Annotated in this window: 14 protein-coding genes and 1 other RNA gene; 6 read left to right on the top strand and 9 right to left on the bottom strand. The window is 48.4% G+C overall.

Annotated elements, in window-relative coordinates; genetic code table 11:
• Positions 1–154 precede the first annotated feature (154 nt).
• On the bottom strand, positions 155–1,354 hold the full coding sequence (locus tag NC980_RS05850) for a sugar ABC transporter substrate-binding protein (RefSeq protein ID WP_190377835.1): 1,200 nt from the start codon (positions 1,352–1,354) through the stop codon (positions 155–157).
• Positions 1,355–1,886: 532 nt separating this feature from the next.
• Here NC980_RS05850 and NC980_RS05855 point away from each other — a divergent pair.
• Positions 1,887–2,261: a DUF4870 domain-containing protein gene (locus NC980_RS05855; RefSeq protein WP_190377836.1), complete on the top strand. Its 375-nt coding sequence runs from the start codon at positions 1,887–1,889 to the stop codon at positions 2,259–2,261.
• A gap of 66 nt (positions 2,262–2,327) precedes the next feature.
• Here the strand turns inward: NC980_RS05855 and NC980_RS05860 are convergent, their stop codons facing one another.
• Positions 2,328–3,062: a DUF561 domain-containing protein gene (locus NC980_RS05860; protein WP_190377837.1), complete on the bottom strand. Its 735-nt coding sequence runs from the start codon at positions 3,060–3,062 to the stop codon at positions 2,328–2,330.
• Positions 3,063–3,142: 80 nt separating this feature from the next.
• On the opposite strand from NC980_RS05860, the gene NC980_RS05865 reads away from it, so the two are divergent.
• Together NC980_RS05865 and NC980_RS05870 are read left to right on the top strand one after the other, a co-directional pair.
• The gene (locus NC980_RS05865; RefSeq protein WP_190377838.1) at positions 3,143–3,664 is read left to right on the top strand and encodes a GNAT family N-acetyltransferase; all 522 of its coding nucleotides are present in this window, start codon (positions 3,143–3,145) and stop codon (positions 3,662–3,664) included.
• On the top strand, positions 3,657–4,451 hold the full coding sequence (locus NC980_RS05870; RefSeq protein WP_190377839.1) for a polysaccharide deacetylase family protein: 795 nt from the start codon (positions 3,657–3,659) through the stop codon (positions 4,449–4,451). Before NC980_RS05865 ends, NC980_RS05870 begins: the two co-directional genes overlap by 8 nt.
• A 29-nt stretch (positions 4,452–4,480) precedes the next feature.
• On the opposite strand, the gene ssrA is transcribed toward NC980_RS05870, so the two are convergent.
• Both ssrA and NC980_RS05880 read right to left on the bottom strand, forming a co-directional pair.
• Positions 4,481–4,870: a transfer-messenger RNA gene (gene ssrA, locus NC980_RS05875) on the bottom strand.
• A gap of 115 nt (positions 4,871–4,985) precedes the next feature.
• Positions 4,986–6,638 (bottom strand): AarF/ABC1/UbiB kinase family protein, encoded by a 1,653-nt coding sequence (locus NC980_RS05880; RefSeq protein WP_190377840.1) that lies wholly within the window; start codon positions 6,636–6,638, stop codon positions 4,986–4,988.
• A gap of 188 nt (positions 6,639–6,826) precedes the next feature.
• On the opposite strand from NC980_RS05880, the gene NC980_RS05885 reads away from it, so the two are divergent.
• Positions 6,827–7,306, top strand: a complete 480-nt coding sequence (locus NC980_RS05885; RefSeq protein WP_190378029.1) for a hypothetical protein — start codon at positions 6,827–6,829, stop codon at positions 7,304–7,306.
• Between the two features lie 158 nt (positions 7,307–7,464).
• Here NC980_RS05885 and NC980_RS05890 read toward each other — a convergent pair whose 3' ends face one another.
• Positions 7,465–8,415, bottom strand: a complete 951-nt coding sequence (locus NC980_RS05890; RefSeq protein WP_190377841.1) for a zinc ABC transporter substrate-binding protein — start codon at positions 8,413–8,415, stop codon at positions 7,465–7,467.
• A 64-nt stretch (positions 8,416–8,479) separates the two neighbouring features.
• Positions 8,480–8,935: a hypothetical protein gene (locus NC980_RS05895; protein WP_190377842.1), complete on the bottom strand. Its 456-nt coding sequence runs from the start codon at positions 8,933–8,935 to the stop codon at positions 8,480–8,482.
• A gap of 159 nt (positions 8,936–9,094) precedes the next feature.
• On the opposite strand from NC980_RS05895, the gene cobS reads away from it, so the two are divergent.
• Positions 9,095–9,817: an adenosylcobinamide-GDP ribazoletransferase gene (cobS, locus tag NC980_RS05900; protein WP_190377843.1), complete on the top strand. Its 723-nt coding sequence runs from the start codon at positions 9,095–9,097 to the stop codon at positions 9,815–9,817.
• Here the strand turns inward: cobS and NC980_RS05905 are convergent.
• From NC980_RS05905 to NC980_RS05915, 3 genes are all read right to left on the bottom strand, one after another.
• On the bottom strand, positions 9,788–10,579 hold the full coding sequence (locus tag NC980_RS05905) for an ion transporter (protein ID WP_190377844.1): 792 nt from the start codon (positions 10,577–10,579) through the stop codon (positions 9,788–9,790). The genes cobS and NC980_RS05905 overlap by 30 nt on opposite strands.
• A gap of 73 nt (positions 10,580–10,652) precedes the next feature.
• A complete protein-coding gene (gene hflX, locus NC980_RS05910) occupies positions 10,653–12,338 on the bottom strand; it encodes a GTPase HflX (RefSeq protein WP_190378030.1) in 1,686 nt (561 codons plus the stop codon).
• A 103-nt stretch (positions 12,339–12,441) separates the two neighbouring features.
• Entirely contained in the window at positions 12,442–12,918 is a 477-nt protein-coding gene (locus NC980_RS05915; RefSeq protein ID WP_190377845.1) for a molybdenum cofactor biosynthesis protein MoaE, read from the bottom strand.
• Positions 12,919–13,246: 328 nt separating this feature from the next.
• Between NC980_RS05915 and psaB the strand changes: the two genes are divergently transcribed.
• The gene (gene psaB, locus NC980_RS05920; RefSeq protein ID WP_190377846.1) at positions 13,247–15,463 is read left to right on the top strand and encodes a photosystem I core protein PsaB; all 2,217 of its coding nucleotides are present in this window, start codon (positions 13,247–13,249) and stop codon (positions 15,461–15,463) included.
• Positions 15,464–15,484 lie beyond the last annotated feature (21 nt).

A 15,484-nucleotide genomic window follows, 5' to 3' on the forward strand; every position in this document is an offset into this window, starting at 1 on the left:
GAAGCAAAATCACCCACTTTCGTTAGCTCCATGGCTTTCTCGCTGCGTTGCGATCAGCTTCTAGCCTCCTAAATCCCCCACGAGTGGGGGACTTTAAGCCAATTTCGGTACAAAATTCAGAATTTAGAGGCAATCGAATATCTAAGAGACAGAATTAGAGGGAACCTTGTCGATCTGAACCCCCTTGTGCGACTCCTCGACAAATGCCAGTGGTGTCTCCGCTTAGTCCATTACAGACTTGAGCTTTATTTAGATAGCCATCTGCTAGAACGGTTTGCTGAACATTGGTTTTATCGACCGCGATCGGAGTAATCAGCGCCGATGCAACTTGTCCGCCTGATTTGAGTGCGGTTTGTCCATTGACGATCGCGCCCGGTTCGCTGCCTTTGCTCAATGCTGCAACTAACTGTGCAGTGACCTGAGCTTCTTTAGCGATCGGTTTGTAGATGGTCATGGCTTGATCGCCTGTGAGAATGTTCTGGATTCCGGTCAAGGTGGCATCTTGTCCGGTGACGAGAACTTTGCCATCGAGTTTTTGCGCTCTCAAAGCTGCAATCACAGTATTTGCCATGCCATCATTGGCAACATATGCCGCCTGGACATTGTTTCTCTGCTGGGTCAAAATGCCTTCCATGATGGATTGTGCTCTGGCGTTGTCCCAGTTTGGCGTGTACTGATCAAACACTAGGTTCAACTGTTTGCTATCGACCAAGGGTTGCAATGCTTTTAATGCACCTTCCCGGAATTGCAGAGCATTGTTATCGGTCTGCGAACCATTAATCATCACCAAGTTTGCACCAGGCTTGAGACCATAAGCGCCTCTGCGGAATTGATCCGCAATGTATTGTCCTTGGAGTTCACCGACGCGCACGTTATCAAACGATACATAGTAAGTCACATCCGGGTCTTGGATGAAGCGATCGTAAGCGATGACTGGGACTTGACTCGCTTTGGCTTTTTGCACAATCACCGATGCTTTGTCGCTGTCTTGTGGATCAACAACGAGAATGCAGGCACCCTTGGTTAATGCTGCCTCCGCTTGGTTTTGTTGAGTATCTGCATTGTTGTTAGCATTGGCATATTGGATGGTGGCATCTGGAAGTTGGGCTTTGATTTCCTTTTCGAGCAAGGGTCGATCGTAAGCTTCGTATCGAGCCGACGAGTCAGATTCGGGTAAGAGAACACCAATGTTTTTGCAGCCTCTTGCTGCGGCAAATCTTGTATCCGTGTTTGTGCCCGAAGTGGGATTGTTTGCAGAATTATTCGCAGCATTGTTTTGACTGCTACAGGCTGCAAACATTGCAACAATCATTAATGGTAAAAAGCTGTAAATTAGTTTTGAAAAACGTTTCATTTCTGCCGTCCTAGAGTCTGAGTCTTGTAGCGAGCGCGGAGATTCTTTAGTTACTGTGTTGCAGATTTGCGAGGAATTTAACAGCGTCAGCTTGCTACTTCAGGAAGAGTAGAAATAGAAGCTATACTGCTAAGTTTTATATAGACTTTCCTTGTTTCAGCACAGTAACAAAATAGCGATCGTATTAGTTCCTAGTTCTATTACTTTTGAAGTTCAGAGATTAGTTACTAATCGCGATCCCCATCTATTTGACATTAGATTTCTTCGCTTAATTTCAGCCTCTACCGCGAGAATGAGTAGCAGGAGTTACTAAACCTTTCTTCACATCTCTAATCGCGCTATGCGTAAAAATCGCGCTATATCGTGAATTGAGCATTGAAGCGTTGCCCGATCGTTATCGCTTCTTAAAATTAATCTATCCAAGGTAAAAGGCGACGGGTTTTTTAAGTACGGTAAACTGCACTACTACGGGCATTGATTAGAAGGATACGATCGAGCCTGTAAGGAAAAAGCACTATAGGAGAAATCCAGGATGCAAACCACATTCGATTCTAATCAGCGCCGCTTGTTATCCTGCTTAAGTCATGGCGCAATTTTCTTTAGTACAACCTTGTTCTCGATCGGCGTTCCTATTGCAATCAATTTGCTGTCGGATGACCCAGTGGTCAAAGCTAACGCTAAAGAATCGATGAATTTTCACCTGAATGTTTGGTTCTGGGCGGCGGTGATTGGTATCCCGGTCGGAATTCTATCGTTCTTAACCTTTGGATTGGGTGGATTGCTGTTCTTCCCGGTGATTGGATTTGGCTTTTTGCTACATTGGGGATTGACAATTTGGGCGCTTGCACATTGCTTGAGCAAACCCGATGAGCCGTTCCGCTATCCGCTTATTTTCCGATTATTCTAGAAATTTCCAAAATCACTATTAAACCCGTAACGATCGCATTGTTGTGACCGTTACGGGGTTTTGCGTTTAAACGTTGACCGAAGCGCGATCGAGAGATTCAACCAGAGATCGAACGGCTGCAATCATTGCCACTTCGCTATCGAGCTTGTGAATTGCGCTTCCCACGCCCACACCCGAAGCACCAGCAGCGATCGCCAACGGAGCCGTTACGCTCGACAAACCAGATGCACAGAGAACTGGAATGTCGATCGCTCTTGAGATTTCGTAAGCTGCTGCTAAGGTCGGAGCTGCCTTTTCAATCAATCCTAACGCGCCGGAGTGTGCAGGACTCGAAGAAGTTCCGCCCTCGGTTTGAATCATGTCCGCACCTGCTTTTACCAAATCTTCTGCTAGTTGGACTTGCTGATCCAAAGGCAAAATGTGAGGCACAGTTACGGAGAGCGTGACATGAGGCAGGAGAGCGCGAGTTGCTTGAGTCAGCGCCAAAACTTCCTCAGCTTCAAAGCGACGACCTTGAGCGTAGAAACTGTCGAAGTTTCCGATTTCGATTAAATCTGCGCCGGACTCGATCGCCATGACAAATTGTTCAGGCTCGACCGCAGAGACGCAAATCGGCAGGCTGGTCAGTTGTTTCGCCATGCGAATCAGGTCGGCATCGGCAGCGATATCAACGAAAGTAGCACCGCCACGATCGGCAGCCTTAATCACCGCAGCAACGTTGTTTGCATCAAAATTGTTCAAGCCGCTGATGACTTTGAGAGCGCGACCTTGAGCGAGAGCAGTTTGTAGCGTAGAAATCATAGTGTTTCATCATCGTGAAATGAGTACAGATCATTGTGCCAGTATTAGGAGATGTCAGCTAGGGGAGAGCGTCATTATCAATGCAGGAATTAGAGACAGAACGCTTGTGGTTACGTCAGTTCAGGCGAGAAGATTTGGATCGGATGGCAGAAATTTTTGGCGATCCGGTGGTGATGCGATTCATTGCGTCTGGAACAAAGACGCGATCGCAACTCGAAGCAGAATTTCCCATGATCCTTCAGCGCTACAACTGTTCTGAGTTTGGAATGTGGGCAGTGGTTGAGAAAGCAAGTCAAACGTTGCTAGGCCGATGTGGATTGATTTATCTCGATGGAACGCCAGAAATCGAGCTAGGATATGCCCTGGATAAGGCGTACTGGAATCGGGGGATTGCGACAGAGGCATCGATCGCCTGTCTGCGATTTGGATTTGAGCAAGTGGGATTAGAGCGAGTTGTTGCGATCTCACAGCCTGAAAATTTGGCATCGCAACGAGTGATGCAAAAAGTGGGCATGACGTTTGAGAAGAACGCGCACTATTACAAAACTGACGTTGTGTATTACGCTATCTCCAAGAATGAGTTTCACGTTTTGCATGGATAAGCTAATTCTGCTGAGTTTTGATGTCGAAGAGTTTGATGTGCCCGAAGAATACGGTCAAACTCTACCAGAAAGCGTGAAATTCAAGGTCTCGGCGGAAGGCTTGGACAAGGTTTTGCAGTTGCTCGATCGCTTAAATATTCGAGCCACTTTTTTCATTACTGCAAATTTCGCTATTCATCATCCTTCAACAATTCTCGAAATTGCAAAAAAGCATGAAGTTGCGTCGCATGGGTTTTATCATGCTTCGTTTTGTGTGGAAGATTTAGCCCGATCGAAGCAGGCACTAGAAGAAATTACGCATCAAGAAGTCGCTGGATTTAGAATGGCGCGGCTGCAACCTGTGAGCGATCGAGAGATTCAACAAGCCGGATATCGTTACAATTCCTCGATGAATCCTACTTATTTACCGGGTCGCTACAACAATCTTTCTAAACCTCGAATTCCTTATCATTCTGATCGCTTATTAAATATTCCAGTTTCGGTGACACCGTTCATTCGATTTCCTTTGTTTTGGTTAAGCTTTAAGAACCTGCCTTTACCGCTTTATAAGCTCGCTTCTCGAATTACATTAAACTGGGATTCTTACATCAATTTGTATTTTCATCCCTGGGAATTTACGAATATTCGAGGGTATCAATTACCGGGATATATTAAAACACGATCAGGGCGGGAGATGCTCGATCGCTTGGAGAATTATTTGAGGTGGGTCAGCGCGATCTGTACGTTCGCGACGTTCTCTGAGTTTCAAGCAAAGCTAGATTCTGGTAGCTTGTTTAAACTCTTGTGAGTAGCCAAAAGGTATGGCGTAGTTTTCTAAAGTGGAGCTGACGGGAGTCGAACCCGTGTCCAAACTGGGTATTTACTCTGTCAATCGTTCACAGGTTTAGCTTCTCTAATCCTCGAAGCGGGAACTATCCTTTGTCCCGGATAATGGGATGCTCTGGTATTGTCTTAGCTAAACCGCCAACCAAAGGTGAAGATTTAGCGCAACCGTTGGGGTTTGCTTACTGCCTTTAACGGTGTCAGACTGTAAGCGCTCGAACCTGAATTAGAGGTGTTTTATGCTGCAACAGGTGCAGTTTTACGAGCGAAAGGTACGATGTTGTTTGCATCTATTGTTTTGAGCCTAGATTTACGAGAGTGGACTCCCTCTCGACCTGCATCTCGACGGAACGTTCGCCAACCTGTCGAAACCGTTACAGCCCCGTGATGTTTTCTTATTATAGCGCGAGATTCTGATCTGTGTGGAGCTTTTGCTCGATCGTGTTAAATGCTGCAATGTTAGGTTGTACGCTGAACGTAGTCTAAGCGCATTCTGCTGCTAACGGAGAGCTCCCGATCGCAGAATGCTCAAAATCAACCACAGCCCTAGGAAGCTTGCTGCTGCAAACAGAACATCGCTCACCCAAGTTACCTGACTCAATTGGGTGTTGGAAGAAATGATCGCTGCACCCATAATCAATGATCCGACCACAATACTAAATGACATGCGATTTGCAGAAGCATCGATCGTGCGGCGGAGCGGTTCTGCTTCTCGAATGGAAAGATTCCACTGCAAAGTTTCTGAAGTCACGCGATCGAGTAAGAGTTCCACTTGGCGCGGAGACTGGAGTGAGAGGTTCTTCACGTCGAGCGCGGTTCGCAATAAAGCAATTAAAGGCGCTTCACCCACAATCTGCCGCTGAAATACTTCAGTCATCATCGGGCGAATTTTATTTGGGATATTGAAGTTTGGATCAAGCGATCGAGCAATGCCTTCTAGGTTGGCGATCGCTTTTGCACAAAGTCCTAAGTTTCCAGGAACCCGCACTTTGTTATCTCGAACAATTTGCAGCACTTCATACACCAATTTGCTGAAGTTCACTTGAGAAATGTTCAAGCTATAGTAGCGCCGCAATAGGCGATCGAATTCAGTTTCGAGCTTGACGCGATTGATCGGTTGAACGGGGGGTGCAAGCTGCAAGACTAGCTGAGTGCAGCGCTGAGCATCCAGATTGACGATCGCTAACACTAATTCCAGAATCAATTGCTGAGTGCGGGGATCAAGCCGCCCAACCATGCCACAGTCGAGCAGTGCGACCCGTCCATCATTGAGATAGAAAACGTTACCGGGATGCGGATCAGCGTGGAAGAAGCCATCTAAACAGATCTGCTGAAAGAAGGCTCTGAGCAATAGAGTGGAGATATCTTCTCGCTGCTGTAAGTCCGTGGTGCCATCAAAGCCGATCGGTGGAAGCGCAGATAAGATTGCGACTCCATCGAGCCATTCCATTGCAATCAGTTTATCGGTAGTGTATTCCCAGTAGATTTGAGGCACGACTAACTGCTTGGAGTCGAACCAGCGCGTATTGCTTAAGTTATGCCGCAGTTGATCGGTATATCGAGCTTCTTGAGTGAAATCGAGTTCATATCTGAGCGCTTCGGCAAACTCTTCTGCGATCGAGACGATATCGTAATACTGACCAAATTCGGTCTGAGCAACTAGGCGAGCGATGAAGCGAATCAGGGAGATGTCTTGCTCGACCACGGCGCTGAGTCCGGGGCGCTGGACTTTGAGTGCAACGGGGCGACCGTCTTTGAGAACGGCGCGATGAGTTTGAGCGATCGATCCTGCGGCGACGGGTTTGTAGTTGATGGAGGCGAAGATTTCTTCGAGCGGCTGGCTAAATTGCTTTCGTAACATGACTTCGACTTCTGCCCAGTCGATCGGTGGCACTTCGGCTTGTAGAGTAGAAAGGGCATCGATGTATTCGGCGGGCAGGAGGTCGGGACGGGTGCTGAGAAGTTGCCCAAGTTTGACGTAAACGGGGCCTAAATCGACCAGAATGTTGCGAAGTACGGCGGGCGGTGGCAGTTTGGGTTCATCGACTTTGCCTCCGGTGAGCAGTCGCCGCATATAGTCCCACCCGTTTCGTAGGACAACTTCTACGATTTCACCTTGACGTGAACTGGTTTGGACAAGTCTAGAAAACATGAAAGAAATCCGGTTAGGGTGAAGGCGAAGCACTGTCTCCTAAAGTAGCGTAAACGTGATGGTTTCAGCTATCTACTCTGGGGTGGAAGAGGACTCGTTTGCATCGGTTGAAAGTTTCGGATAACCGTCCAAGCGATCGCGGAAAAACAGGTTAGTCTAGGAATAACGCGATGCGAAGGAGACGCGGCATGAATCGGGTTTGGAGCGTGGCAAGTAAGGCGTTTGGTAGTGTATTTCTCTGCGCTGGGGGTGTCGTTTCGATCTCGCTGTTTTTATTGATCTTGGCGCTGCATCCTCCGGCGTGGGCTTCGGCGCTGTTGTCGATTTTGCTGGTGTTTTTTGGCTTGGCTCCGAGCGCGATCGGGGGGTTGCTGCTTTATGTGAGTTCTAAGGCGCATCGTCGGGCGATTCGCGATCGCTTTTTTCAGTTGCTGCATTTGCGGCAGGGGCGGATTTCGGTGCTTGAGTTTTCTAGGGCGACGCAGTTGGAGCCTCAGATGGCACAGCGGCATCTTGATCTGTGGGCGCGGGAGTATGATGCGAATTTTGAGGTGAGCGATGCGGGTGAGATTTATTATGTGTTCTCAACTGAGCGCTTGCTGCCGCCTGGGGGTCAACCGCTTGAGGTGATGCGTCAGGTTGTGCGGGATGTGTTGCGATCGTTTTAAGGTTGGTGTTTTCGTTCGCCCATGCGTTGCGCCAACATCTTTTTAATTTGTGAGAATTGCCTTTCTTCAATCGTTGTGCAGTTCAGTCCCGGCAACGGGACTTAACATTTGCAAGTTATAGTGCGATCACCTAAAAATAGTGCAAATATTTTGACATCTCACCCCGCCTGAAACGGAATCACCCTGCCACCAAGCGCCTGCACGATCGTCGTTGTATTCGCCGCCATCATCTTAATGTACGTCTCCCCACTACTTCCCACAGCACCGATCGAATCTGAATACAACTGTTGGGGCGCTAACTTCACCCCCGCCTCTTGCGCCACCGTCTGAATCAACGCTGGATTAATCGTCGTCTCTGCAAAAATCGCTGGAACCCGCGCCGACCTAATCGACTGCACCAATCGCTGCACCGTCTGAGCGCTTGGTTGCTCCTCTGTGCTAATCCCAATCAGCGTCCCTGCGATCGCCAATTGATATGCCTTGCCGTAATACTGAAACGCATCATGCGTCGTTACAAGGAGACGATTTGCGGCAGGAATCGTCTGAACCTGCTGCTTAATCCAGCCATCCAAGCGATTCAACTCGGCAATCAGACGATCGGCATTCTGCGTCATCTTCTCGCGATCGTTTGGCACCAGTTGAACCAGTGCATCCCGAACCACGCTCGTCATTTTTGCCACATTTTGCACATCTCCCCAAACGTGCGGATCAGGAACCTTTTGCCCCTCTTTTTCAAGCTGGAGTGGCGTAATCACTTCTCCCACGGCGACCTGACGCGCATTCACTCCGGCTGCCTTTATCAAGCGAATCAATCCCGGCTCTAAGTTATAGCCGTTATACAAAATCAAATTCGCCTTTTCCATTGCGACAGTATCCGCTGGAACAGGCTCGTAGGTATGTGGATCGGCTCCCGGCTTGAGAATTCCAATCACCTGCACCGAATCACCCGCGATCGTCGAGGCTAAATCCGTCAAAATCGTACTGGTCGAAACCACCTGCGGCTTCTGATTCGTCGATTGCTCCTGTTGCCCGCAGCCATGCAGCCAAAGCGCAATCGCACCTCCAGCTATGAATTGCCCAAACTGCCGCCGATTCCACCCCTGTCTCATGGCTCCTCACCGATTTCTCTGACGGAAACCAATTTATCGTGAAGCGTTTAGCAATTCGATCGCTCTAAAGCGAGAAATTTTCTTCGTCGTCAATCTGCACATCTAAACTAGCAGACAATACTTCAGCCACCATCGCTTCAAGCTCTGCCGCATTAATGCCACGATCGGCTTGATTCTGCATCGGATTGGTTAGGGGAAGCAGGCGCAAGCGGCGATCGTCCTGAATCAGATCAAACTGCGAACCGTCTGCGGTTTTGCTCAACTGAATGTAATCAAAACTGTAGACATTGAGATAAAGCGTCTGGTTTGCCACCATCGTTGCTCGATGTGGATCAGCAAACACCTCAAGAATGCAGCCTTCTCCTTCGCTCGTTGTTTTGCCATCGTGCGTGTGGATATAGCGAACCCGGCTCAAATCGGTTAAGACGCGCTGCATATCTTGCTTGTCGATGATCGTGCCATCGTCAATAATGCAGGGGGCAGGAATTCGAGCATTGCGAGAAAATGAATCGTGGCTCATGACACAAGCAAGTCAAAGGGTAGACGGAAGTTAAGACCAAGCCTAGCTCAAGTTCTGACTCAAGTTAGATGCTTCCTATCGCAATTATGGCTGCAAATCGGGATTGCGATCCTGACTAAAGGTATTAGAAGTTTACGTTATGTGAATTGATCGGGAACAATGATTATCCAAGCTCTGAATCAATGCCTTGCCGCGCTTATGTTTTACACCTGTTTACCGCTTCCCACGTCCGCAAATTTAGACTTTCGTGGGATTGCTCGATTTGCGCCGATCGTGGGTTTAATGGTGGGTTTAATCGTAGGCGCTTTAGATTGGGGTTTAGCTTGGCTCGGTGTTCCGATCTTAACTCGAAGCGCGATCGCTGTGGCGGTTTGGGTGGCGATTACGGGCGGCTTGCATCTCGATGGCGCAATAGATACAGCCGATGGGCTGGCGGTGATGAATCCTGAGCGACGGCTAGAAGTGATGGCAGATAGCGCAACCGGGGCATTTGGGGCAATGACGGCTGTAATTTTGCTGTTGCTCAAAACGATCGCGCTCAGCGATTTGGGGCAGGAGCGGGTGTGGCTTTTGGCGGGGGTGGCAGGTTGGGGACGTTGGGGGCAATTGGTGGCGATCGCTCGATATCCGTATCTCAAGCCGACTGGAAAGGGAGCGTTTCATAAAGAGGCAATCCGATCGCTCTGGGAAGCGGTGCCGACGCTCGTGGTGTTGGTTGCGCTAAGTTTAGTGGTGCGTCCGTGGATGATTGCGGGAGGCGCGATCGCAGTACTAGTGGGCGCTTGGTTCAATTGGAAGTTGGGCGGACAAACCGGAGATACCTATGGGGCGATCGTGGAATGGACAGAGGCGCTATTGCTCTGTTTGCTGACTGCGGCTTAAGCAAGCTCCACAGCTTTTACAAAAATAGGCATCTGAATCGTGAAACGCGAGACCACACTTTGAACATAAAACTTGAATTTGATCCGCAGTTTTTACCAGCCGTTTGATCAAATCTCCAAGCTGCCAGGGAATCAATACAATCCCAGTCAATACCATCAGAGTCGTGAGAAATCGCCCCATTTCTGAAATTGGCGTAATGTCTCCCAGCCCTGCGGTAGAAATCGTAGAAACAGAGAAATATACCGCATCTAAGAATGTTCCAAACTTGGGATTAACGGTATGTTCAACTTGATAAATGAGTCCTGAGAAAACAAAAATAATCGAGAGAATCGTAAAAATAATTCGCGTAAAGATTGCGCCGTCTTCGTTGCTAACATAGCCAAAAATTGTTTTGCCTTGAATAAACCGAATTAATCTAAGAATCCGAAACCAACGAAAAATCCTCAAATAACCTACGTTTGTTCCGATGAGAAAAGGCGCGATCGACAATAAATCAATCACCGAATACAAACTAAAAATAAATTTCAGTCTTCGTTCAGCGCACCAAACTCTTAAACCGTATTCGATCACGAAAACTGCAAGAATTAAGTGTTCGATCGCATCCAAAATTTGTCTAACTTCAATCGGAATCTTGTATGTTTCTGCAACAAAAATTCCCGAAGAAACTAACACCAGCCCCGTGATGAAGAGATTAATTCCTTTTCCTACTGGTGTATCAATATCTTCAAGATAAAACGCAATTCTTTCGCGCAAGAGCAACATACACAAATAAGATGCTGGGTCTGAGACATTTTGACGCAAAACCCAGCATTTTTAGAAAGAGATTTGGCAACTTTTAACTCGACAGCGCGTAGCGCACCAGTTGACACAAGCGCTGTCTCAACGTCTCCAACCCCAACCGCTCATTCGCCGAAATAAACGCCGCTTGCGGAAATTCCTCACGCGCGATCGCTAATTGTTCTGCATCTACCTGATCGATTTTGTTAAAGGCTAAAAGCGCAGGCCCCGGAGTAATCGGCATCTCAGACAGAATTTGCATCACCGCTCGAATCTGACTTTGCCAAGCTGGATGCGATAAATCAACCACATGCAGAAGTGCATCCGCTTCGGTAACTTCTTCTAACGTTGCCCGAAACGCATCCATCAGCGAGGGTGGTAACTCATGAATAAATCCAACGGTATCCGTTAATAGAATCTGTGTATTTTGATGAGTTTCCGAGTCTGTTACAGTTAATCTCCGAGTGGTTGGATCAAGCGTTGCAAATAATTGATCTGCTGTATAGACTTCTGCATTCGTTAAAGCATTAAGCAAAGTCGATTTACCCGCATTCGTATAACCCACCACTGCGATCGAGGGCACCTCTTCATGCTGTCTTCGCTGTCTTAATCGGGCACGATGCGCCTGAAGCTGGTTGACTTCCTGCTGGAGCCGCGTAATGCGTCGCTGAATTGCCCGTCGTTCAGTCTCTAGCTTCGTTTCTCCAGGCCCTCTTGTCCCAATCCCACCCCCGAGTCGAGACATCGCCTGTCCACGTCCTGCAAGTCTCGGCAGCATATATTCGAGTTGCGCCAACTCAACCTGAAGCTTTCCGGCTCCCGATTGAGCGCGTTGAGCAAAAATATCTAAAATCACTTCGGTACGATCGACAATCCGCACTCCAATCTGCATTTCCAAATTGCGAATTTGAGCGGGTGAAAGATCGCGATCGAACACGATCAAACTGGCTCCAACCGTTTGAGCCGCCAAGGTGATTTCCTGGACTTTTCCTTCTCCCACAACGGTCTGAGGATGGGGACGCGGACGTTTTTGCGTCATTGTTTGCAGCACTTCGCCACCTGCGGTTTCTACCAGCCGCGCCAGTTCTTGTAGCGCCGTTTTGAAGGCTTGCGGAGAGAATTCGTCCGTTTGCAGTCCCACAATGAGCACCTGATCGTGATCGCGATCGACTTGCTGCGCGACATACTCCCGCCGGAACTCTTCTTCCAGCCCCTCAACCAGCGCCAAAAAATCCTGCTCTGCGATCACATCCAAGCTCAACGGCGGCGAAATCGTCCAATTTGCCTCTGGGTGTGGTACCAAATGCGCCAAATACGCATTTCTTACATAGCCAGTCGCGCCGCCCCCTCTGCGCTCAAATCCTCCTCCTGTCAGCGTTAACGCTACAAACACATCCAAACGCTGAAGCGCCATCACCGTCAGCATCGATTCTCCGGGCGGGTCTTGCTTTAATTGGGTAGCAATACAGCGAATTCCACACAACCGCTCTGCCCCGTAGCGTGGAAGCTCTAGCATCGGAATCTGAGTTTGCCTCATCGTCCCGACTCCAACGCGAATCACTTGACCGCGACGATTCACATAAGCACAGACAGGCTGACTAATTTCGCAGCTAATTGCAGCAATACGCTGAGCAAACTCAGACGTGGTAATGCGATCGCCGGGTAAGCGTTGATGATACAACCGTTGTAGTTGCTTAATCTGGCTTGATTTTAGACCGTTGAGGTTGCCGTAGACCGTTTCGATAACTCACTTTGCCAAACGCGACTTAATTTCTATCTTAGATCGCCCTTGTCGGTTGGGAATCGGGGAGCGCCATAGATTCTCATCCTGTGAAGTCACAGGATTTTTAGCAACACTTCACCCAACTCGAACACACTTCGCCCGTTTTGCCGTAGTAAAACTCTTTCTTCCAGATTGGGGCGCGATGCTTGAGCGTATCGATCGCATACTGACACGCCTCAAACGCTTCCTTGCGATGCGGACAACCTACTGCAATCAACACACTAATCTCGCCAATCTCTAACCGTCCGACTCTGTGATGAATCACCACGTGAGTCACGTCAGTCCACGTTTGGCGAATCTCTGCTGCAATTTGTTTGAACACCGCAATCGCCATCGGTTCATAAGCTTGATACTCCAGATGCAGCACCGAAAAGCCTTCGCTATTGTTGCGAACCATGCCGCTCATCAGCACGATCGCACCATTCGCCGCATCATCCGCCTGTTTGTAAACCTCCTCGACCGACAAGGGCACGATCGTAATTACAAGCTGATCATTCGGATGAGCAGAAACCGACTTAGCGCCGACCAAAGAAATTACCATAGCATTTGTGTAACATTTCATTCACATCTTAGCGGTCGGTGACTAGCGTAATCTTGCCTCAATTTCAACTCTGTTAAGTTCAGTAAATTTTTATGCTTGATAAAATAACCTCGTTTGCTCGAAAACCCGCATGATTTCAGAGTTTCATTAATCTTTAATCAGAAATTCCGATAAGAAATGCAAGATTTGACAAACAGATTCTCTACCTTTGGTCGTAGCTCTGAGAGCGTAACTTTCATTAATCTATTGAACTAGCGATCGAGCGATTTGATCTCCGGGCAACTCAATCTAAACTGATCCACTTATGAAATTCGAGTAGTCAAATTATATGGCGACTAAATTTCCGAAATTTAGCCAGGATCTTGCGCAAGACCCAACCACACGGCGACTCTGGTATGGAATTGCAACCGCGCACGACTTTGAAAGTCACGATGGGATGACTGAAGAGAAGCTGTATCAAAAGATATTCGCGACTCACTTTGGTCATGTTGCAATCATTTTTCTTTGGACATCTAGCCTGTTGTTCCATGTCGCATGGCAAGGCAATTTCCCTCAGTGGAGCAAAGATCCGCTCCACGTTCGCCCGATCGCTCACGCGATCTGGGATCCTCAATTTGGTAAGCCTGCGATCGAGGCTTACACCCAAGGCGGAGTCGATTATCCGGTGAACATCGCTTATTCAGGCGTGTATCACTGGTGGTATACGATCGGCATGAGAACTAATGCTGACCTGTATCAAGGCGCAGTCTTTCTGCTCTTGATTGCGGCATTGTTCCTGTTTGCCGGTTGGCTCCACCTCCAGCCGAAATTCCGTCCGAGTTTGGCTTGGTTCAAAAATGCTGAATCTCGATTAAACCACCACTTGGCTGGATTGTTTGGGGTTAGCTCTCTGGCTTGGGCAGGTCACTTAATCCACGTTGCGATCCCCGAATCTCGCGGTCAGCACGTCGGTTGGGAGAACTTCCTGTTCACGCTGCCACATCCCGCAGGCTTAAAGCCGTTCTTCACTGGGAACTGGAGCGTTTACTCACAAAGTCCGGATACCGCAGATCATATCTTTGGAACGGCACAAGGTTCAGGTTCTGCTATCTTGACCTTCCTGGGTGGATTCCATCCACAGACTGAATCGTTGTGGTTGACGGACATGGCGCATCACCATTTAGCGATCGCCGTGATTTTCATCATTGCGGGTCATATGTACCGCACGAACTTTGGCATTGGTCACAGCATCAAAGATATTCTCAACGCGAAGAACTTCTTTGGTAATCGGATCAATGGTCAAGGAAACTTGCCACACGCAGGGCTATACGACACGTATAACAATTCGCTGCACTTCCAGCTAGGGATTCACCTTGCTGCTTTGGGAACGGCGCTTTCAGTGGTGGCGCAGCATATGTACTCGATGCCGCCTTATGCGTTCATGGCGAAAGACTTCACAACGCAGGCATCGCTTTACACACACCATCAATATCTAGCTGGATTTTTCATGGTGGGTGCATTCGCTCATGCTGGAATCTTCTGGGTACGAGATTACGATCCAGACAACAATGAAAACAACGTTCTAGCTCGATTGCTGGGACATAAAGAAGCACTGATTTCGCACCTGAGCTGGGTTTCGCTGTTCTTGGGCTTCCACACGCTTGGACTCTATGTTCACAATGATGTTCAAGTCGCGTTTGGCGTACCAGAAAAGCAAATTCTCATCGAACCTGTGTTTGCTCAATTTGTGCAAGCCTCTCACGGTAAAGCACTCTATGGCTTCAATGCGTTGCTGTCTAACCCAGATAGTATTGCATCGAATCCGGGAGCAGCTTACTTACCAGGCTGGTTGGATGCAATTAACAGTGGTACGAATTCATTGTTCCTGACCATTGGGCCGGGTGACTTTTTGGTACACCATGCGATCGCGCTTGGTTTGCATGTGACAACGCTGATCTGTCTGAAGGGTGCGCTGGATGCTCGCGGTAGCAAGTTGATGCCAGACAAGAAAGACTTTGGCTTTAACTTCCCGTGTGATGGCCCAGGTCGTGGCGGTACTTGCCAAATTGCTTCTTGGGAACAATCCTTCTATTTGGCTACGTTCTGGATGCTGAATACGATCGGTTGGGTGACGTTCTACTGGCATTGGAAGCATCTGGCGATCTGGTCAGGTAACGTGGCTCAGTTCAATGAAAGCTCAACTTATCTGATGGGATGGCTGCGAGATTATCTCTGGCAGTATTCAGCACCGTTGATCAACGGATACAACGTCTACGGAACCAGCAATCTATCGGTTTGGGCGTGGATGTTCCTGTTTGGTCATTTAGTCTGGGCAACTGGCTTTATGTTCCTAATTAGCTGGCGTGGATATTGGCAAGAGCTAATTGAGACGCTAGTGTGGGCGCACGAGCGTACACCGCTGGCAAACTTGATTCGATTCAAAGACAAGCCTGTTGCATTGTCGATCGTTCAGGGTTGGTTAGTGGGTCTAGTGCATTTCACGGTGGGTTATATTCTGACGTATGCAGCGTTCTTGATTGCTGCGACGACGGGTAAATTTGCTTGATGTGCTGCTAACAACTGCGGC

The organism is Leptolyngbya sp. AS-A5 (assembly GCF_039962495.1).
Lineage (GTDB): Bacteria > Cyanobacteriota > Cyanobacteriia > Leptolyngbyales > Leptolyngbyaceae > Leptolyngbya.